Below are 20,010 nucleotides of genomic sequence, written 5' to 3' on the forward strand. Positions count from 1 at the left end.
CGCGATCCCGAAGGGAACAAGCTGTGCTTCGTTTACGCCGGTGATCTGCCATAGGCTTTTGGCGCAGCAGCCGTCCAAGTAGACCCTAATCCTCGACCATCTAAGTTTGTCGATGTGCGAGGGGCACACCGCTTACGGAAACCCAACCCGATCAGCAGGTCCAAAAAGTAGCTTAATTCAACCCAGATACTGTCCAAGGGATGGGGAGTAGCTCAAAGCCGCTCTTCGAAGAGCGGGAAACTCACACCAAGCCCGTCGCATGAGAAATGTGCGAAAGATCAGATCTTGACCATGGCGATCAGAGAATCGACCCACACACAATCGTTTCGAAGGCAATCAAAGATAGCTGTATGAAGACCAACCGCCATCAGCGAGAAGCACTTGCCCTGTAACGAAGTCGCTGGCATCCGATGCTAGATAAAGGCCACTCCGAGCAATTTCCTTGACTGTTCCCAAGCGACCTGCCGGAGTGCGCTGTTTGAGGCGTTCAACATCCAGCCGGCCCTCCGCAGCGAGAGTTTGGATCAAGGCAGTATCGACATATCCTGGCCCGATTGCGTTGACCCGGATCCCAAGCGAAGCCCATTCGGATGCGAGAACCTTCGTAAGAGCTACGACGCCTGCCTTTGTCGCACAGTAGGACGCGCGCTCGGGGCCTGCTATTACACCGAACATGGAGGCTGTGTTGACAATTGCGCCGCCGCCGGTGTCGCGCATATGCCGGGCGGCGGTCTGCGCGAACAGGAAGACCCCGGTTAGGTTCACATCGATCGCCCGCGACCAGTCTTTCAACGGCAAATCGATGCTTGGTTCGCTGCCTGCAATTCCTGCGTTGTTCATCAGGATATCGATTTTGCCAAATGCACTACGTGCGGCATCACAGGAGGCTGCCACAGCCTCCGGAGAACTGACTGAACCGCTCACCCATTGACAGGCAGGACCAATCGTTGCGGCCGCCTTTTCAGCAGCCTCGGCATTAACGTCGAAGATTTGCACATTCGCACCCGCGGCGGCGAACTCCTGGGCCATGGCCAATCCAATGCCCGAGGCGCCGCCGGTTACGATTGCTGTCTTTCCCGTAAAATCAAAGCTGATACTCATGCTGTCACTCCTCTGGGTGGGCGGGATGCCAAAGACGAAGCGGCGTCTCGCGTTCGTAAGCTTTGCTGTCAGGAAAACTGACCAGTTCGCATTGCATTCCCCACGGCGTCATAAAATAGACCCAGGTTTGCCCGCCGCTCGGACCTTCGCTTCGTTGCGTTGGCGCACCGAGGATAACCACGTCATTGTCTATCAATGCTGCATAGGCTACATCGAAATCGAGCACGTAGAACGCAAGATGATGACCTCCAACATCACTGTTGGCTGGAACTCGTTTTGCTTGGTTCGGCGCTTCGTACTCGAAGATCTCGAAATTGCTGCCCTGACCGCAACGCAGAAAAGCAAGCCGCTTCATGATGGCTTTCGGATGCACGCCCAGATGGGTCCGCATCCACTCTCCATCTGCCTGGAACGGCCCCACCTCGTAGACCTTTTGGCATCCCAGGACATCGACAAAAAAAGCGATCGCCTCATCCAGATCCGGCACCGTGAAGCCTATATGTTCGACGCCGACGATACCCGGCACTAGTTTGCGCACTCTATCCATTTTCACTACACCCCAAGCGGCAAGCCCTGATCTGCCATTGCCGAGCGCAATGCGGCTTCGATGTCCTGCGGCCTGGTCGAAGCCGCCGCCTCAAGCACTTTGGAAATACTTGGCGAAGCTTCCGCGCCGTGCACCCGCTTTATCGGTTGGTCGAGCGCGTCGAAGCAGCGCCGCTGCAACTCATCTGCGAGCCAGCCCCCGTAGGATGTTCCGACCGCACCCTGCTCGACGATCAGTACGTTGTTGGTCTTGCACACCGATGCCTCGACGGTCTCCCAGTCAAAACTGGCGCGATCAAGGGTGCGTAAATCTATGATCTCGACGTCCAGATCGAGGCGTTCAACAACGTCGCGAACCATCGCGACCATCGACAGGTATGTCAGAACCGTTATGCGGTTGCCTGCGCGCACCACCTTGGCCTTGCCGATCGGAATGCAGTAGTCGAGATCATCCGCCGGCACCGCGCCTTTGGACGAATAGAGGTCGACATGCTCAAGCACCAGCACCGGATCTTGGCAACGCAACGCGGCATTCATCAGCCCCACATAATCAAACGGCGTCGACGGCGCGACAATGCGCCAGCCAGGGGAAGTGGAAAAGATTCCAACCGGATCCATGGAATGCTGTGAGCCATAGCCCGTGCCGATGGCAACTTTGGTTCGAACAACCAGCGGCATCGAATTGTCGCCACCAAACATGTGCCGCGCCTTGCCGATCTGGTTGAAGAGCTGATCAGCTGCGACCCAGATGAAATCCGGATACATGAATTCCACCACCGGCCTCACCCGCCCATCAGCGGCCATCCCCGCGGCAAGGCCGGTAAAGGCATTTTCTGAAATCGGTGTTCCCAGGCAACGATCAGGAAACTCGCTCGACAAGCCGCGTGTCGCACCATTGGTCCCGCCCTGGAGCCGGTGGATATCCTCGCCGAGCACCACAATCCGGTCGTCTTCGGCCATTCGTTGCCTCATCACGTCAGCAACTATATCGACAAATTTCACGTCTTGGACCAGCTCTCCGGAAAAGCTCTCCTGCTCTTCGAAACGCGCTCCACCAAACTCCGAAAGATCGCCGCGCAGGCCGAAGTCGCGAAAATCCTCCGCGGGCCAAAGCGCAGGAATTATCTGCCGCTTGCCGTCAACTTCCTCGACCAGTTCGCCAGCAATTTCTTCCATCATCGCTTGGCAGGCTTCTCGCAAGCGTTCGACGGCAGTACTGCCAATGATCTGCCGCTCCTGCAGGTCTCGGGCCATCGCCTCAAGCGGATCGCGCGCACGCCACTCCTTCTCCTCTTCCTTGCTTCGATAACCGAACGCCGAACCGGGCACAGCTCCGTTTTGATGAAAATAGCGGTATACATCCGCCTCGATGATCACCGGCCCGCCACCGTTGCGCATGATCTCATTTGCTTCTTGTGCGGCGAGATAGACTGCCAATGCGTCCATTCCATCGACTTTCAACGACGGAATGGCAAAGGCCAGACCACGCGCCGACAAACGGGTTTCCGCTGTAACTTCGTCAACGTGGGTTGAGACCGCATAACGATTATTCTCGATGAAAAAACACAGAGGAAGCTTCCACGCGGCAGCAATATTCATCGTCTCCAGAACCGAACCGATGTTCACGGCCCCATCCCCGAAATAGGTGTAGACCACATCGCCGGTACCGGCGCGTTGATGTGCCCAGGCCGCTCCGGCAGCCATGGGAACACCGCCGCCCACAATGGCGTTGGTTCCAAGATTTCCGGATTCGGCCCAACGCAGATGCATTGATCCGCCGCGGCCTTTGCAAAAGCCATCGGAGAGACCCATAATTTCCGATAGTGTTCGTTTGGCAACCCGGCGAATATCACTGTCAAACCCGGCTTCGGGATCAATCCCATTTGGCGCGATGTAAGCGAGCGCTTTTGCCAGAAACTGGTGATGGGCGCGATGTGACCCGTTCACTTGATCGCTTCCTCGCATGGCAAGTATCGAGCCAACGGCAGCACCTTCCTGGCCAACCGCAGAGTGAGCGGGACCGTGCACCAGCCCCTGTGAAGCCAACGCCAGAACCTTTTCTTCGAATGCCCTGATCAAATGAAGCTGACTGAGCATGTCGCGGCCCAGACGCGGCTCAAGTGCTGCACGGTCTTCCGACGATGGCGATATCTCGCGCCAGACGCTCTTGGGGCTCAGGTCGGAAAAGACAGGCATCTTGAAAATCCTTGAAGTTGCATTCTTCGATTGCACCAGCCACCATTCCAGCATTGGGGAACAGCTGTTCGGGATTGCGGGGCGCAGAATTCACGGGTTCATCACGCAGGAGCCTCCCTCGTTTCTGCCGACACCGGAGTTCATATCTGATCGACACTACCGGGCAGCTCTTCGCGCAGAAAGCTAATCAGCAGGCCATTGAAATAATCTGGCCGGTCAAGTTGCACCCAATGCCCCGCCCCGGTGACCCGTTCATAGCGCCAGAAGCCATCGACCGCGTTTTTCGAACCGATCATTCTCATTTCCTGCAGAAAAACATCGTCGATACCGAATACGCCCATGGTCGGCGATTGAATATTGCCGACTGGCGGCAATGTCAGTCCGTTTTTCAATGTATAATTCGCGCGATACCAGTTCATCGCCGCTCGCAGAGCGTTCGGCCGCACCAGATCCTCAACCCACTTTTCACATTCGTTGTGGTGACGCACCAGCTGGCGAAACAGATTGAAGTTATCGCGAGACATCATCTCCTCGGCAACGTCCTCAAACTGGAACAACAGCACATACCAGGCCATCTCCATCCCTTCGATTGTCCGGCTAAACAGCGGATGCCCGGAGGCAACAGGGATGAAACGATCGACACGCTCAGGATGAAGATGCGCCAGGTACCAACCGACATTCGCCCCCCAATCGTGACAAACGACATGGGCTTTTGGAATGTCGAGGCTGTCCATCACACGAACAACATCACCTACCAGAAATGAAATACCATAAGCTTCTATCTCGAACGGCTTGTCGGAGGCTCCGAAACCACGTTGATCGAGCGCAACAACGCTGTAGCCCGCATCCACCAACGCCGCTACCTGCCGCCTCCAAAGGTACCAGCTGTCGGGAAATCCGTGCAGGCACACCACAGCAGGGCCCTGACCGAAAACTGCAACATTGAGATCGACTCCATCAGAGCGGACTGTTTCAAATTTTGGATCAAGGGTCATTTTCTAGACAGCTCCAAGCATGTTTTGTGGTCGTCTGGAGAAAAGGATTGGTGAAATCCGGCATCGTCGGATTGCTCAACAAAAGGTCATTTTACTTTTCTCCGCTGACCGTACCTATGATCGACGCTGCTTGGCTGACGGGTCAGATCTCAAGCAGGATCTTCCCGATATGCTGGCTCTTCTCCATCATCCTGTGGGCATCCGCTGCAGCGCTTAAGGGAAACGTCTGGTGAATTACCGCCTTGATTGCTCCAGTTGCGAGCTGCGGCCAGACTGCGAGCCGGACGGCCTCAACCAAACGTGCTTTCTCCGCGTCGGAACGAATCCGGAGTGTCGAGCCTGTTAAGACCTGTCGACGCATCATCACTGGCGCGAGGTTCAACATCATCTTGCTACCATTCAGGAAAGCGATTGAGACATGGCGTCCCTCTACCGCCAGAACGCGCAGGTTTTTCTCGATATAGTCGCCGCCCACCATGTCGAGCACCAGATTCACGCCCTTGCCATCGGTTAGCGATTTGACGACCGCGACGAAATCCTCCTGCTTGTAATTGATCGCGCGGTCCGCACCGAGTGCCTCGCAAAACCTGCATTTTTCTTCTGAACCAGCAGTCACGATAACCCGTGCACCGTGGTTTCGGGCGATCTGGATCGCCATGACACCAATGCCGCTGGATCCACCATGAATGAGGATTGTTTCTCCCGGTTCCAAGTTGCCGCCCTCGATGACATTGGCCCACACTGTCAGGATTGTCTCCGGCAAGGCCGCGGCTGTCACAAGATCAAAGCCGGGGGGTATAGGCAGGCAGTGGCTGGCGGGGGTCACGCAGTATTCAGCATAACCGCCGCCGGGCAAAAGAGCACACACCTGATCTCCCACAGCAAGATTTTCAACACCCTCGCCAATGGCTGCGACCTCCCCGGAGCCCTCAAGGCCGAGCAAATCGGTGGCACCGGTTGGCGGCGGATAGGCGCCTGCGCGTTGCAGCAAATCAGGACGGTTCACCCCGGACGCACGCAACCGGATCAATACCTCGCCCTTTGCCGGCCGGGGGACGGGCCGGCTCTCGGCCTGCAGAACCTCTGGCCCACCGGGGCCGGACATGCTGATCACGCGCATCTGGTCGGGAATGGAGTGCATCGGTCCGGGCTCCTTAGTATCCAAAAATCGGTTGATCGCTTATTCAACGCCGCCCAGATTGCCGGGCAGCGAGTCGCCGATGCCGCTCAGGTAAGTCCGCGCTCATCGAGCCAGCGCGTATGAATGCTTGCGTCCCGGAACGCCGGGTTCTGCAGCAATTCGCGGTGAAAGCCCAACGTCGTGGGAATGCCTTCAACCTCGAAACCGGCAAGGGCATGGCGTGAATGCTCCAGCACCTCTTCACGGCTGTCGCCGCTGACCAGCAACTTGGCAATCATCGAATCGTAATGCGCCGGAACCGCGTATCCCTCGTAGACATGCGTATCCACCCTGGTGTGGGCGCCAACGGGCGGCCGCCAACGGGTAATCCGGCCCGGGCTCGGGGCAAAGCCGCGCTTCGGATCCTCGGCGCAGATACGCCATTCAATTGCCGCGCGGGATGGCAGCGTCGTCATCTGCTCGAACGAAACCGGCTCACCGGCTGCAACGCGTAATTGTTCCACGACCAGATCAAGTCCGGTTATCAGTTCCGTTACCGGGTGCTCGACCTGGATGCGGGTGTTCATCTCGATAAAGAAGAACTGCTCGGTTTCAACTTCATAAATGAACTCGATGGTTCCGGCGTTCCTGTACTTGATGCTTTCGATGATCGTTAGTGCCGCCTCGGTCATGGCGCGCCGGACGCTGGGGCTAATTACCGGCGATGGCGCCTCCTCGACCAGCTTCTGGTGACGGCGCTGCACACTGCAATCACGCTCCCACAAATGGCGGTGATTGCCATGGCTGTCGCTGAACACCTGCACCTCGATATGCCGGACATTCTCGAAGAAACGTTCGAGATAGATTTCGCCATTGCCAAACGCTGACTGGGCCTCTGCCGATGCTTGCTCGAAAAGCGATTTGAACTCGTCCGCATTCCGGGCAACCCGCATACCGCGCCCACCGCCGCCGGCGCTGGCCTTCAGCAGCATCGGAAAACCAACTTCCATGGCCACCGGCAACGCCTCGCTGGCGGAAACGAACCCACCCTGTGACCCCGGAACAACCGGCACGCCGAGCGACTGGGCGGTACGTCGCGCCACCGCCTTGTCACCCATCGTTGCGATCACCTCGGCCGACGGACCGATGAAGGTCAACCCGGCCTCCTGGCAGGCATTGGCAAAGCTTTCACGCTCGGACAGAAAGCCATAGCCAGGATAGATCGCATCACATTGCGTCGCGCGGGCAACCTCGAACTGCAGATCAGCAAGCAGATAGCTGCTCGTAGCAGCCGCCGGTCCGATGCAGACCGCGTGATCGGCAGCCCACACATGGGGCGAGGCGGCATCTGCCTGGGAATACACGGCCACGCTTTCGAGCCCTGCCTTGCGACAGGCGCGAACCGCTCTCAGGGCAATCTCACCACGGTTGGCGATCAGGACTCTCTTCATAGCTGTCTCTACCTTCTGTGTAAGTTCAACCGCGTTTGACCAGTCAGGCTGGGCAATCAGGCGACGGCGCGCGCGCGTGCCAGATCCCCGGCTTCCGCCTCGATTGCCTGATTGAGGCTGCGATAACGTCTTTCAAAGCCGACAAGGCGGTGAATGCCGTCATCCGCAACAAACGGCGAGGAACCGAAAAGCTCGTCGCTTTCTCCGTCGGTTATCTCAAAGCGCGCTTCCGGGAGCACTCGCGCAACCTCGTCGCAATAGGACTGTACGGTTGCATAATCGCCGGCGAGATTGAAAAATGGCGATTGCTTCAGCGTCGCCGGCGCAACTGCGGCCAGCGCAACAAAAGCGCTGACGACATCATCGACGTGAACGGCCTGAAAAGCGGCCCGGCCATTGTTGAGCTGGACCGTTTCGCCGCTGGCTGCTGTGGCCACTATGTTGGCTACGGTCTTGGCCCGCCCGGTGCTTCGGCTGCAACCAATCACGGCGCCGGGGCGCAAGCCACCAATCAGCAACCCGTGGCGGCTGAGATAATGGCCCGCCACCTTTTCAAGATAAATCTTGCCGGCGGCATAAACCGGAATCCCTTTGGCGCCGAACAGGGCTGCGTGGTCATCAAGTGGCCGATTGTTCGGCTGGTAGTCGCGCCGCGTCCCAAACACCGAGACCGAGCTCGCCATCAACATCCTACCAACCTTAGCCTCCAGGCAGGTCTGAAACAACTGGGTGCCGCCAAGCGTGTTGATCCGGGCAGCAGCAACCGGATCGCTGTTGGCTTCCTCGCCCATCAGATAAGCGAGGTGGTAGACGATATCTGCGCCATCAAGATGCGGCCGCAACGTGTCAACGTCCATGATATCGGCAGCAACACACGTCACACCGTCGAGCCGGTGACCAGGATCTGGCATGTGCAGATCCACAGCGGTCACCGCTGCCCCGAGCCCGGCCAGACGGCGCACCAGACGGCTGCCAATCGCACCACCGGCACCGGTCACGACGACCCTGGCTGACTGCAGATCAGGCACCGGCCCAGCATTTTGCTCTGCCATCACGGCCTAGACCCCCAGCACGTGGATCGAGCAAGCGCCATTGTCGACGCCCCAGATACCGCCACCGGTGCAATGGGCGAGGCCAATTTTCGCGCCCTCGACCTGGCGATCGCCGGCACGGTCGGTCAGATGCCACATGATTTCGACAATCTGGGCCACCCCGGTTGCGCCGAGCGGATGACCGCGACAGAGCAGACCGCCACTCGGATTGACCGGGACACGACCCCCGATCGAAGACTCACCCGCACTCAGGAAATGCAGCCCCTCACCCGGCTCGCAGAAGCCCAGTGCTTCGTAATAGATAACTTCGGCGATTGCTGCGGCGTCATGAACTTCAGCCAGGTTCACATCCTTGGGCCCAATCCCCGCCATTTCATAGGCGCGCCGCGCAGCCTGGATCGAGATATCGGGAACCGTGAGATCCCGGTACCCCTGGGAAAATTTCCCGCTGGCAACGACCGAGCCAAGGATTTTCACATTCTTGCCATGGCCGACTGACTTCGGCTTGGCGGAAATAACCACCGCTGCGGCGCCATCGGCATTGGGGCACATCTGCAGCAGGGTAATCGGGTCGGCAACCGGACGCGATGCCATCACTTCTTCGACAGTACAGGCGTCGCGGAACTGCGCATAGCGATTGTTGGCGGCATGTTTGCGGTTTTTCACCGTCACCTGCGCAACCTGATCGATGGACCCGCCGTGCTTGTCAAAATAGGCGCGGGTGCGCATTGCATAGAGTGCGGGCATGGTCAGCCCCTGGTCTATCTCCGGGTCGCCTGTGCTGAGCGCCAGGGGGCCGCTACCGCGCACGCTGAGTTTCTCGAGACCGATGACAAGCGCAGTCTCGACCTGCCCTGTCGCCACGGCCATCCAGGCTTGGGAAAGTGCCGTTGCGCCGCTGGAGCAGGCATTCTCAAGATTGATGATAGGCATGCCGGTCATGCCCAGGTCCTTGAGCACACGTTGGCCGGCCAGACTGCCCTGAAACACGCTGCCGACATAAGCGGCCTCAATACTCCGCCGGTCAATGCCGGCGTCCTCGATGGCTTCGAGGACGGCTGTCTGTGCCAGCGCCTCGGCAGATACATCGGGGTGCTTACCAAATGGGGTCATTGCCCCGCCGATGACAAAAACTTCTCCGCTACCGTACACGATTGTGCTCTCCTATTGGCAGTGCGACTAGCGCCTGGGCTGAAAGATGAAACTTTCACGGATGGAACCATCAGGCTCCTCGGCGATTGGTGCGTAGCCGATCTCCATCTCCATGCCTTGCTCAAGCGACCCATCTTCCCAACCGAAGATCTGCGCCAGCACACGCACATCGCCAGGCAAATCCACGTAGCCAACCGCATAGGGAACCTTGAACGTCTTCGGCGCGATATGAATGATCGAGTGGGAATAGAGCTTGCCGGGTCCTTCGATCCGGGCGTCTCTCATCGCATCACGGCTGCCGCACTCGGTGCAGAACACCCGCTTGGGGAAATACTTGCGGTCGCATTCGCCACACTCGCATCCCTCCAGCCAGGCAGCGCCAGACGCTGTGGCAGATGTCTCGCTCGCGTTCATGACAACCTCCTTCACGCCACGGCTCCCGCAGCCTTCAACTCATCGATCCGTTGTTCGGAATAACCCAGCATGGCGCCAAGAACGTCGGCAGTATCTTGACCCAGCTTCGGCGCCGAGGCGGTGCGTACCTCACCCATTGCGGAAAGCCGCACCGGTGCACGCGCCAACAGAAGCGGACCGACATCGGGGTCATCAACTTCGACCAGCGCCTTGCGCGCCTTGAGATGTTCGCATTTGGCGAGATCCTCGCCGGTCTGAACCTTGCCGGCGGGAACACCGAACTTGTCGAGTGCTGCGACCACCTCATCGGAACTGCGCTCTGACATCCACTGCTCGACAAAGGGTTCCCACGCATCGGTGTTGGCGGCGCGCAGGCGGCCGTCTGCCATCTTCGGATCGGATATCCACTCTTCCTTGCCGAGTGCCTTGCAAAAGCGCGCCCAGATGAAATCATTCGGGGTAATCAGCGCCACATAACCATCGTTGACGGCAAAGGTTCGGTAGGGCGCCTGGTACTTGTCACGGCCACGGCTGAGAACTTCGCCGGCGAAAGTGTAGAGCATCAGGCTCTTCTCGTTGAGGGCAACAAGACTGTCATACATGGCCGCATCGATATATTGACCGACGCCGGTGCGCTCACGCATGAATAGGGCGAGCAGGATCTGATAACCGGCCATGACGCCGGTAAACAGATCACCCAGCGCAAGCGGGCTGACCTCGGGAGGTCCGTTCTCTTCGCCAAACAGATTGGTGATCCCGGACATCGCCTGAATTACTGGGTCAAAAGCCGGAAGACCGGAAAAGGCACCGTCGAGTTCCTTGGTGCGCCCGTAGCCACTGATGGCGGCATAGATCAGTTTTGGGTTGATCTTGCTGAGATCGTCATACCCGAGCCCAAGCTTGTCTACTGAGCCAGGCTTCAGGTTCTCGACCACGACATCGGCACTTTTTACCAGATCGAGGTAAACTTCGCGACCCTCGGGGGTCTGCAGATCCAGCGCAACACTCTTTTTGTTACGGTTGTAGGTGACGAAACCACCATAGACCGATTCACCGGCTTCACTCTCAAGCGCAGGCTGGTAGTTGCGCCTCGGATCACCACCACCGGGTCGCTCGATCTTGATCACCTCGGCGCCGCAATCGGCAAGCCACATCGTGCAATAGGGCGCAGCGATATATTGTTCGAGCGCGATGATCCGCACTCCCTCCAACGGGTATTTACTCATGTTCACTCGCCTTTTCTGAATGCTACATGCGCTGTTCTAGGCGCAAGGATCCCTTGTTAACGGCTACCTTGCTGAGGCCCGGGCGCTTGGCAATTTCCTGCACCAAACCATGGAGCGGTGACGGCACGTCGCCATGACTGACCGGTTTCTGGTTGGCGCGGTATTTCTGGATAACGACCTTGCTGTTGAACAGCTCCAGCAGCAGAGTCTCGTCTGAATCGTAGGGGCCATTTTCAGCAACGAATTCCGGCAACATCTCGCGCCCGAACACCGCCGATGAATCGATCCGGTCTTCGTTGCCGATCACGCGGTCGAGGATGTTCTGGTCAATCTGACCGGGCGACTGCCCGTAGTGACCGCGCATGTAGAGGCGCAGTTCTTCAGGCACAGTGTGATAGCGTTTGCCTTCCAGCACGTTGAATGTCGCCTGCACCGTTACCAGCTGGGAGAACGGCGTGACCATCACCGGGTAGCCCATCTCCTCACGTACGCGACCGGTCTCTTCCAGCACTTCGTCAAGCCGATCGATCAGGTTCAGGTTTTTCAACTGGCTGACCAGATGCGACATCATCCCACCGGGAACCTGATGGTGTGCGAAGGTCCGGAAATTCTCGTCGTTGGGCGTTATCTTCCTGCTGAGTGGCCTGCCTTCCTGGTACGCCACCCACAGAAAGTGATCGTCGATGCGGCGCAGGTTCTCATTATTGAGTTGGGTCTGACGTCCAGACCCTTCCGCCATTGCCTTCAGATCAAGCGTCGCTGGGATCGACTCGCCATAAGCGAGCGAACGAGCCGCCGAATAGACCCCGTCAATCCCCGCATCGATCCCTTCCTGGTAGCAGAGTTTTGACAGGCCAGTAGCATCGTGGCCGGAAAACTCGAGTATTGTGTCCGGCAATGCACGACGCAGTGCTGTCAGGTTCTCCCGGGCCGTTTCAGGCGTCAAGAGACCACTGGCATCGCCGAAGACAATGCCGTCTGCACCGCAGGCGACAAATTCTTTGCTTTTCTCGACGAAATGTTCGGGCGTATGGGCCGGGCTGATCGAATAGGTGACGTAACCGAGCACCCCCATGCCAAGCTTCTTGGCACAGCGAACGTGAAACTCGACATTGCTCACATCGTTCAGGGCATCGAAAATCAACACCCAGTCGATGCCGATCTGTTTGAGCCTTCGCATGAACAGTTCAACGACATCGTCGGAATAGCGCTTCCAGCCGAACAGATTGCGGCCGCGCACAAGAATGATCGTATCGGTTTTCTTGATACGCTTTCTCAGATGATGAAGCCGCTCCCAGGGATCTTCATAAAGATAGACCACCGCTGTCTCGAAGGCTGAGCCGCTGATCAGGTTGATGCGGTCGAAGCCGCAGTCATCCAGGACCGGCGCCGAATCAAGCATTGATGCGGTACGCATGCGGTTGGCCCAGACCGATTGCGGCCCATCGCGAAACGTCTCGTCGGTAAATTTCAGGCGAGGCTTGACGCTGCTGTTGCTCATGACGCATCAACCTGCCCGGCGGGGTCGATATAAAGCAGAGCCTGGTCAAATTGCACCAGATCCTCGTTTGCCGCTCCGAATCCGGTGACTACCCCGCGGGTACCCGCACGGATGTTGTTCATCACCTTCATCACTTCGATGATACCGACGACGGTATCTTCCACGACCTCGGAACCGATCTCGACGAAGGGCGGCTCACCAGGAGCCGGCGCGAGGTAGAAAATGCCGGCGATGGGCGAACGAACAGGCACCGCTCCATCAGACGTCGACCCAGTCTCCTTTACGGAAGCAGCGGTCATCTGACCTTGCGCCAATGGGGGCGGCGGAGCAGCAACAACCGGTGCGGCAGTCGCGATCGCAGCCTGACGCTGTGGCACATCCTCAGCACCGCGCTTGACTTCAATTGTCATGTCGCCGATCGACAGCGCCAGCTTCCGCACATTCGGCGTGGTGTCGATCAACCGCAGGATTTCCAGTGCATCGGCATAGCTGAAATCGTAGCTGATCGAGTTGCCATCAGCGGAGAGCGCTGCAGTGGCTTCTGTCAATCCATCCCAGTTGGGTGTTGTCTCATTCATGACGCGTAATTCCTCCCGCGATACTGCTTACTGCCACCGAAGCAGCCATTTTTCGACGCTGTTCATTGCTGCGATCAATCCGGTTCCCAGGATTGCCAGGATGAACAGAACTGCAAAGACGCCACTGATTTGAAAGCTGCCCGCCAGGAAGGCCAGAAGCTGACCGAGGCCATGCTGTGCCGCAATAATCTCGCCGCCAATGACGCCGAGCAGGGCGTAGATCAACCCCAGTCGGAGGCCCGAGAAAATTGTCGGCACAGCGCTTGGGAGCGTGACCCTCGTGAAAATCTGGCGTTTACTGGCACCCAGGGTTTGCGACAGCGTCAGGTGATCGGCGCTGGTGCTGCGAATGCCTGCGACAGCGCTGCTGAGCACGATGAAGTAGGTCAGGCTGGCGCCCAGGGCGACCTTTGACCAAATACCCAATCCGAACCACAGCAAAAACAATGGGGCGAGCGCAATACGTGGCAGCGCATTGAGGGCAGAAAACAGCGGATCGCTGAACCGTTCAAACCTCGGCCAGGTGATGAACACCAACCCGGTCGCCACTCCGGCAAAACTACCGATCAGAAATGCCAGAAACGTGCTGCCCAGAGTCCAGAACAGGTCCTTTATCAGGCTGAATTCTACGAACAGGCCCTTCCAAAGGAACTTGCCGATCTCGCTGGGGATTCCGATGAAAAGCGGGTCGATAATTTTGTTGCGCGCAACATATTCCCAAACCGCGAAAAAGACCGCCAAAAACACAAGCCGCGCTACGTTGATTGCGACAGTCTCGTACAGCGGATAATTGTGACCTTCCGAAGTTTTGCTCATGACTGCAGCCCCACTTCCAGCTTTTCCCAAACATGGCTGTAAATCTTGTGATACGCGGGATCCTTCTGCAGCGCAGACACGGACCGGGGCCGTGGAAGTTCGATGGGTATGTCGGCGATTACCCTTCCAGGCCTGGCACTCATTACGATAACCCTGTCCGACAGCGTGATGGCCTCGGCAAGGTCATGGGTAATGAAGACCACGGTGCGCTTCTCCTTGGTCCAGAGAGAAAGCAGAACATCCTCGAGCTGCAATTTCGTCTGTGCATCAAGGGCGCCAAAAGGCTCATCCATCAACAACAGTGGGGAATCGAGGCAAAAGGTACGCGCCAAGGCTACGCGCTGACGCATGCCATGCGACAGCGCCTTAGGATAGCTGTTTTCAAAGCCCTTGAGACCGACAGCCTCGAGCAACGCGCGCGCGCGTTTCTGTCGCTTTTGACGGTCGGCATGCCTGATTTGCGCACCAAATTCCGCATTCTGCTCGGCGGTAAGCCATGGAAACAGGCAATCACGCGCCAGCATATAGGCAACATCGTGCCGGCCGGCCTTTGGTGGCGAACCAAAAATCGAGACTTGCCCTTCCTGAACTTCCAGCAGCCCAGCAAGAAGATTAAGAACCGTGGTTTTGCCACATCCGGACGGACCAACGATCGAAACAAATTCGCCCGGTGCGAAATTCAGGGAAACATCGGCAGCAGCGTGAACGCTGCTGCCGAAGCGGTGATTGAGATCCCGGATCGAGACATTGCCAATCTCCGGTGCCCCTACCGCCGCCTGCGTGTGACCGCCGGCATCCGGCTTCACTGTGGCATCGGCGGCAAGCTGACCCGGTCCGCTCATGGCTTGGGAGCCTTGGCGTAGACGAACGTTGCCGGATCGACGGGGTCCGTGATCAGTTCGTTCTGGATCAGATAGTCGGAAAATGCTTTGACCGCTGTGCGATCAATCTCTGCTCCGTAAAGCGGCGCGCCGCTTTTCACCAGTTCGCGCAGGACATTCTCACTATCTTCGATTTCGTCGCCGAGAGTGAAACGTCCCTTCACAACTTCGAGCAACTCATCGAAATTTGCAGGATCGTTGACCCAGGCAGTAGCCTCGGTGATGGCCTGAATGAAGGCATCAATTGCGACTGTGTTTTTCTCAATGAAATCGGTCCGGGCCGCATAGGTCTCAAATGCGCCGTTAAGGGACGTGATTTCGGCAGGGCCCTCGCCACCAACCAGGTCAACCAGTGCACCGCAGGTTTCTTGCAGTCGGCAGATTGTACCGAACGGCTCAAACATCATTGCCGCATCAACCTGGCGGGCCAGAAATGACGGATAGGCCGTACCGGGCGCTCCGACAGCGATATAGGTTACATCGTCAGGGTCCATACCGGCACCGATGAACAACGCACGGGCTTGCAGCTCAGTTCCAGAACCACGTCCGGTGACACCGACATTGAGGCCCTTGAGATCCTGCATGACCGCCGGATAACCCTTGTCCTTGTTCGGGCGAGGTACATCGGCGTGGACGTTCAATGTGTAGATGTTGGCAGGTGAATGACCGACGATGAGCTGCACATCGTTGCCACGCGATGCGGCCTGCATGGTCACTTCAGTGGAAGCGAAGCTGACTTCGATACTACCTGCGGCGAGCGCTTGAAGTCCGACAGGGCCGCTTGGAATTTTCACCATTTCGCAGCGAATACCGTGGTCTTCACAAAAGCCCTTGTCAGCGGCAACCCACTGGGTGAAATGCAGGATTGTGCCAGGATATTCCTGAATCCGAAGAAGCTCGCCATTAGCGACAACTTTTTCTTCTGCATTGGCTTGTGGTGCTGTCATTATGGCTGCTGTCATCACGCCAGCCATAAGCGCGGCAGCAAAGCCTGCACTTCCAAAGCCGCGTTTCATATTTTTGTTGATCATCCGTCTCTCTCCCAGGTCCTTATGGACATATCCAAATGCGACCGTTCCTAAACTCACTCAGATCGGCCACGCCTCCTCTGGCATCGAAAAAGAAACATGCGGTGATATATTTTGCAACAGGATTATTGTATAATGGGATAGAATTTGTATTTTGTGGAATTAAGATTTCATTTTTCGATAGGATATCTCTATGAAGGCACGAATGCCAAAAACTCAGGCGACGCCTGACGCCCCTCAGGATACGGGAGCCTTGAGACGCGGCTTGGCGGTAATCGAAGTCCTGGTTGAATCGATCCGCCCGCTGACACTGCACGAGGTTGCCGAGGCGGTAAAACTCACCGACAGCACCGTGCACCGCATTTTGCAGTCGCTGATGGAAGCAGACTACGTCATGCGTGACGCCAGCGGAAAACGCTATCATGCCGCGTCGAAAGCCTTGGGCTCGCTCACCATGTACCACCCGCTTCAGATACTGCGGCGGGATGCGTTCGAACCGCTGCGTCTGCTGCGGAAGCAGACGGAACTGACATCTTCACTTGTTGTCTTTATCGGCAATGAACGGCTGGTCGTCGACATATCGGGCGTATCGGGTGTGCTCACACCCTATTATGAAACGCAATTACGCAATCCATTGCATGTCGCGGTTTCCGGGAAGATCCTGCTGCTTAACCGATCACCGAAAGAGCAGCACGAGCTGCTTGGCGATGGTCCCTACGAGGCCCTGACCCCGAGCACTATCACCGACCCGGAAGCATTCCAGCAGGAGCTGGAGCAGATTGTCGTGCGTGGTTACTCTACCAATCTGGATGAGAACTTCATCGGTTTCTCCGCCATCGGCGCGGTGGTGACATGCGGCCCGGACCAAGTGCTGGGCTGCGTCATGCTGGCGGGCTCAAGCACGGAATTCACGCCGGATACGATCGCCGAGTGGGGTAAGATCCTGCAGGATCAGGCTAGACTTATCTCCTTCTCCCAAGGCGCCAGGGCAACCTACAACATGTTCTCCCAATAAGAAGGCCGGGCATGTCGCGCTCATGCGACATGCCCGGCCCTTGTGTCTCGTGATCGTGGCACTGTGCCCAAACGGCGGCTACGCAGGCGTAACCGGCTTGGCTGATCCTAAGCCCTGCATCACCCCTTGTTACGTGCCAGCATCGACCAGGCGGCCGGGAAAATCAGCGCTGCCAGGCAAGCCTTGGCGAGGTCGCCGAGAACGAACGGAAACAGACCCAACGCCAGAAGCGGCTTGTCAAAACCGATGACGACGCCCAGCCAGAGCAATCCCGTCGGGTAGATGGCGGCAGCCGCAATCAGTCCCGCGCCAACAGCCGTCACCGGGCTGCGCCCCCAGCCAAGCCGTGCAAGAAAGCCCGCGGCAAGCGCCTGGAAAACAAATCCGATGAGATAGCCGCCGGTCGGGCCTGCCATGTAGGCAAGACCGAGACCGTTTGCCGGGGCGCCAGCAAAAACCGGAAGGCCGGCCGCCCCCTGTGCAAGATAGGCAAGGACGGCAGCTGCAGCCCGCGCCGGGCCCAGCGCCAGACCAAGCCCGATGGCCACAAGGGTCTGAGTGGTCAGCGGCACCGGATAGAACGGAATCGTGATTTTTGCGGCTATTGCCATCAGCAAGGAGCCGGCCAGCACGACCAGCAGGTCGACGGCCAGAGTGTTCTTGTGGCTACGACTGGAAATTGTTTCATACAGCGTTGTCATGATTCCCTCTTTTCATTGTCCGCATGCTCATGATGATTGCGGGTTACAATATTCATCTGCCTGGCAGGATCCGTTGCCCGCACACGCCATTCCAACTGGGTCGTTGGCAATACTCTCCGAACGAGAACCGTCAATTGTCCCGCCAATAGGCGCGGCCGCTCAACCCGCCATCGATGACAAGAAGCTGGCCGGTGATAAAGGTGGCTCCCGCTCCGGCAAGGAAGATGGCAGCATCCGCCACGTCGTCGGGAGTACCGAGCCGCTTTAAGGGAACGGCCTGCTCGAGTTCGGCAAGCGTATCGCCGGGAAGACTGTCCAGAAGCGGTGTCTGAATAGGCCCCGGAGCCAATGCATTGACCGTGATGCCTTCTGCAGCAAATTCCTGCGCTGCCGATTGCATGAGCCCGACCAACCCTGCTTTAGATGCGCTGTAGGCAGCCATGTTGCGCGCACCGCGGGTCGCCAGCACCGAGGAGGTCAGAACGACCGATCTGGCTCCCTCGGTGGCACGCATTACCGGTACAAAGGCCTGCAATGTATTGAACGCTCCGGTCAGGTTCACATCGACAACCGTGCGCCAGATCGCCTTGCCGGTTTCAACCACCGTGCCGGCCGGGCCGATACCGGCATTGACCATCAGGACATGAACGCCGCCGAATTGCGCCGCCACCTCCCGTGCTGCGTTCTGCAAGGCCGCATCATCGGCAACGTCGGCCTCCAGCCTCATAACGTTGTCTTGCCCCTCGGAATCAACCTGAAATTCCGGTTTTTGCTTGTCGATAAGGGCTACCGCGTAACCGGCGGCAATCAGCCGGTGCGCGAGCGCCTGACCGATGCCACCCCCTGCTCCGGTCAGAACAGCAACTCGTTTGGTAGAATTTGAAGACATGTTTCCCCGCAGGTCCGCTCTGCTGTCGGACCATTTTCTGTTGTTGTCCGGATTTGGCTGCCAGGCTGCTTTCAGGAGCGAAATCAGCGATTGCGGCAAACTATAAGGTAAAAATAGATTGAAAAGAAACGAAAAATAAAGAACATTAGATTGAAGGCAATTGAATTAGATGGGTTTGTAAATGTCCATTCGTGACGTCAAAACATTTCTGGCTGTAGTCAAAAGCGGGTCATTCGCCGGGGCGGCTGGCGCTGTCCGCCGAACGCAGTCCGCAGTCACAGTTCAAATCAGATCCCTTGAAAACGAACTCGGTGTCGAACTGTTCGACCGCTCGAAGCGTCCGCCGGTCCTCAGCGATGCCGGACGCCGTTTTGTCAACAAGGCGACTGAAGCAGTTCAGGCCTATGAGCGGCTGTTTCAGGCCAGCGAAGAAACATCCGTCGAAGGCCATTTGAGCCTTGGTGTGGTTCCCAGCGTCATTACAGGGATCATGCCGCGCGCGCTGGCCGCACTCAGGTCCAAATACCCCCGTCTGCATATCCAGCTTTCGATGGGGCTGTCCGCTGACCTGGTTGACCGAGCACGGCAAGGCAAGCTCGACGCCGCCATTGTCAGCGATCTTGTTCACGGTTCTTCAGGCCTCGAATGGTCGCCATTCCTGCGTGAGCCTCTGGTCCTGATCGCTCCGGAAGAAGTGCCGCAACGGAGGGCCGAAGAATTGGTTACAAGTTTTCCGTTCATTCGCTACACCCGTCAGGCTTGGGTCGGCGAACTAATTGATGCCTACCTGAAGAGACGACGCCTGCGCGTCAATGAGATGATGGAGCTAGATACGCTTGAGGCGATCACTACCATGGTCCATCACGGTCTCGGTGTCTCGATTGTTCCCCAGCGCGGGTTGCACGACCCACTGGCTCTGCCGGTGCGGCGGCTGACATTCTCCGGCCCACCGGCCTACCGCACGGTCGGCCTCGTCTACCTGCGAGACCACGTCAAAGCGGCACTGGCCCAAACATTGCTGGAGGAACTGACAAGCCTCTCCAAGGAGGCTGTCACGGACGGTGGGACCATTGCTACTAAATAGACAACAGAGATCCCAACTCTTTTGCAAGACATTGCTATAAAAATCTCTATACGCGATAATATATTATAAATTTTTATTACATCAAGTCCAAACTACATTGACAATCCGGACATTGAGAAGCCTCGGCATCGTAACGTTAACCCCGCGGCGATTGGCCTGTGCGATTTTGCGGCATGACCCAAACCATTCGTAATCCCCTTTATCGCCGCCACCGGTTCCCAGCTGAAGTGATTGCTCATGCCGTTTGGCTATATCTTCGTTTCC

The 20,010-nt window shown here is 57.6% G+C and carries 19 protein-coding genes and 1 pseudogene; 3 read left to right on the top strand and 17 right to left on the bottom strand.

Annotated features, from left to right (window positions below):
• Positions 1 to 336: 336 nt before the first annotated feature.
• From ABJN75_RS20315 to ABJN75_RS20385, 15 genes are all read right to left on the bottom strand, one after another.
• Complete coding sequence (locus ABJN75_RS20315) at positions 337 to 1,101, bottom strand: glucose 1-dehydrogenase (protein WP_348441423.1); 765 nt, start codon at positions 1,099 to 1,101, stop codon at positions 337 to 339.
• A 4-nt stretch (positions 1,102 to 1,105) separates the two neighbouring features.
• A complete protein-coding gene (locus tag ABJN75_RS20320; protein WP_348441424.1) occupies positions 1,106 to 1,648 on the bottom strand; it encodes a VOC family protein in 543 nt (180 codons plus the stop codon).
• Between the two features lie 5 nt (positions 1,649 to 1,653).
• Positions 1,654 to 3,843, bottom strand: coding sequence for a thiamine pyrophosphate-dependent enzyme (locus ABJN75_RS20325; protein WP_348441425.1), 2,190 nt, complete (start codon positions 3,841 to 3,843; stop codon positions 1,654 to 1,656).
• A gap of 140 nt (positions 3,844 to 3,983) precedes the next feature.
• Positions 3,984 to 4,838 carry an alpha/beta hydrolase gene (locus ABJN75_RS20330; RefSeq protein ID WP_348441426.1) on the bottom strand — a complete coding sequence of 285 codons (855 nt, stop codon included), beginning with the start codon at positions 4,836 to 4,838 and terminating at the stop codon, positions 3,984 to 3,986.
• Positions 4,839 to 4,980: 142 nt separating this feature from the next.
• A complete protein-coding gene (locus ABJN75_RS20335) occupies positions 4,981 to 5,979 on the bottom strand; it encodes an NAD(P)H-quinone oxidoreductase (RefSeq protein ID WP_348441427.1) in 999 nt (332 codons plus the stop codon).
• A gap of 86 nt (positions 5,980 to 6,065) precedes the next feature.
• Positions 6,066 to 7,409: an acetyl-CoA carboxylase biotin carboxylase subunit gene (locus tag ABJN75_RS20340; RefSeq protein WP_348441428.1), complete on the bottom strand. Its 1,344-nt coding sequence runs from the start codon at positions 7,407 to 7,409 to the stop codon at positions 6,066 to 6,068.
• A gap of 56 nt (positions 7,410 to 7,465) precedes the next feature.
• On the bottom strand, positions 7,466 to 8,461 hold the full coding sequence (locus tag ABJN75_RS20345) for an NAD(P)-dependent oxidoreductase (protein WP_348441429.1): 996 nt from the start codon (positions 8,459 to 8,461) through the stop codon (positions 7,466 to 7,468).
• A gap of 6 nt (positions 8,462 to 8,467) precedes the next feature.
• Positions 8,468 to 9,613 carry a thiolase family protein gene (locus tag ABJN75_RS20350; RefSeq protein ID WP_348441430.1) on the bottom strand — a complete coding sequence of 382 codons (1,146 nt, stop codon included), beginning with the start codon at positions 9,611 to 9,613 and terminating at the stop codon, positions 8,468 to 8,470.
• A gap of 27 nt (positions 9,614 to 9,640) precedes the next feature.
• On the bottom strand, positions 9,641 to 10,027 hold the full coding sequence (locus ABJN75_RS20355) for an OB-fold domain-containing protein (protein ID WP_348441431.1): 387 nt from the start codon (positions 10,025 to 10,027) through the stop codon (positions 9,641 to 9,643).
• A gap of 11 nt (positions 10,028 to 10,038) precedes the next feature.
• Positions 10,039 to 11,253: a CaiB/BaiF CoA-transferase family protein gene (locus ABJN75_RS20360; protein WP_348441432.1), complete on the bottom strand. Its 1,215-nt coding sequence runs from the start codon at positions 11,251 to 11,253 to the stop codon at positions 10,039 to 10,041.
• Positions 11,254 to 11,275: 22 nt separating this feature from the next.
• Positions 11,276 to 12,754, bottom strand: coding sequence for a pyruvate carboxylase subunit B (locus tag ABJN75_RS20365; protein ID WP_348441433.1), 1,479 nt, complete (start codon positions 12,752 to 12,754; stop codon positions 11,276 to 11,278).
• Complete coding sequence (locus tag ABJN75_RS20370) at positions 12,751 to 13,332, bottom strand: biotin/lipoyl-containing protein (protein WP_348441435.1); 582 nt, start codon at positions 13,330 to 13,332, stop codon at positions 12,751 to 12,753. Before ABJN75_RS20370 ends, ABJN75_RS20365 begins: the two co-directional genes overlap by 4 nt.
• Before the next feature lie 27 nt (positions 13,333 to 13,359).
• Positions 13,360 to 14,148 (bottom strand): ABC transporter permease, encoded by a 789-nt coding sequence (locus ABJN75_RS20375; protein ID WP_348441436.1) that lies wholly within the window; start codon positions 14,146 to 14,148, stop codon positions 13,360 to 13,362.
• Complete coding sequence (locus ABJN75_RS20380) at positions 14,145 to 14,990, bottom strand: ABC transporter ATP-binding protein (protein WP_348441437.1); 846 nt, start codon at positions 14,988 to 14,990, stop codon at positions 14,145 to 14,147. The genes ABJN75_RS20375 and ABJN75_RS20380 overlap by 4 nt, the downstream gene beginning before the upstream one ends.
• Positions 14,987 to 16,060: an ABC transporter substrate-binding protein gene (locus ABJN75_RS20385; protein ID WP_348441438.1), complete on the bottom strand. Its 1,074-nt coding sequence runs from the start codon at positions 16,058 to 16,060 to the stop codon at positions 14,987 to 14,989. Before ABJN75_RS20385 ends, ABJN75_RS20380 begins: the two co-directional genes overlap by 4 nt.
• A gap of 202 nt (positions 16,061 to 16,262) precedes the next feature.
• On the opposite strand from ABJN75_RS20385, the gene ABJN75_RS20390 reads away from it, so the two are divergent.
• Entirely contained in the window at positions 16,263 to 17,072 is an 810-nt protein-coding gene (locus ABJN75_RS20390) for an IclR family transcriptional regulator (protein ID WP_348441443.1), read from the top strand.
• A 119-nt stretch (positions 17,073 to 17,191) separates the two neighbouring features.
• Here the strand turns inward: ABJN75_RS20390 and ABJN75_RS20395 are convergent, their stop codons facing one another.
• Together ABJN75_RS20395 and ABJN75_RS20400 are read right to left on the bottom strand one after the other, a co-directional pair.
• Positions 17,192 to 17,773, bottom strand: coding sequence for a biotin transporter BioY (locus tag ABJN75_RS20395; RefSeq protein WP_348441439.1), 582 nt, complete (start codon positions 17,771 to 17,773; stop codon positions 17,192 to 17,194).
• A 130-nt stretch (positions 17,774 to 17,903) separates the two neighbouring features.
• Positions 17,904 to 18,662, bottom strand: coding sequence for an SDR family NAD(P)-dependent oxidoreductase (locus ABJN75_RS20400; protein ID WP_348441440.1), 759 nt, complete (start codon positions 18,660 to 18,662; stop codon positions 17,904 to 17,906).
• Between the two features lie 181 nt (positions 18,663 to 18,843).
• Between ABJN75_RS20400 and ABJN75_RS20405 the strand changes: the two genes are divergently transcribed.
• Complete coding sequence (locus ABJN75_RS20405) at positions 18,844 to 19,746, top strand: LysR family transcriptional regulator (RefSeq protein WP_348441442.1); 903 nt, start codon at positions 18,844 to 18,846, stop codon at positions 19,744 to 19,746.
• 173 nt (positions 19,747 to 19,919) lie between these two features.
• Positions 19,920 to 20,010, top strand: a pseudogene (locus tag ABJN75_RS20410) (IS6 family transposase); the annotation flags it as partial.

Source organism: Hoeflea sp., from assembly GCF_039975035.1.
GTDB lineage: Bacteria > Pseudomonadota > Alphaproteobacteria > Rhizobiales > Rhizobiaceae > Hoeflea.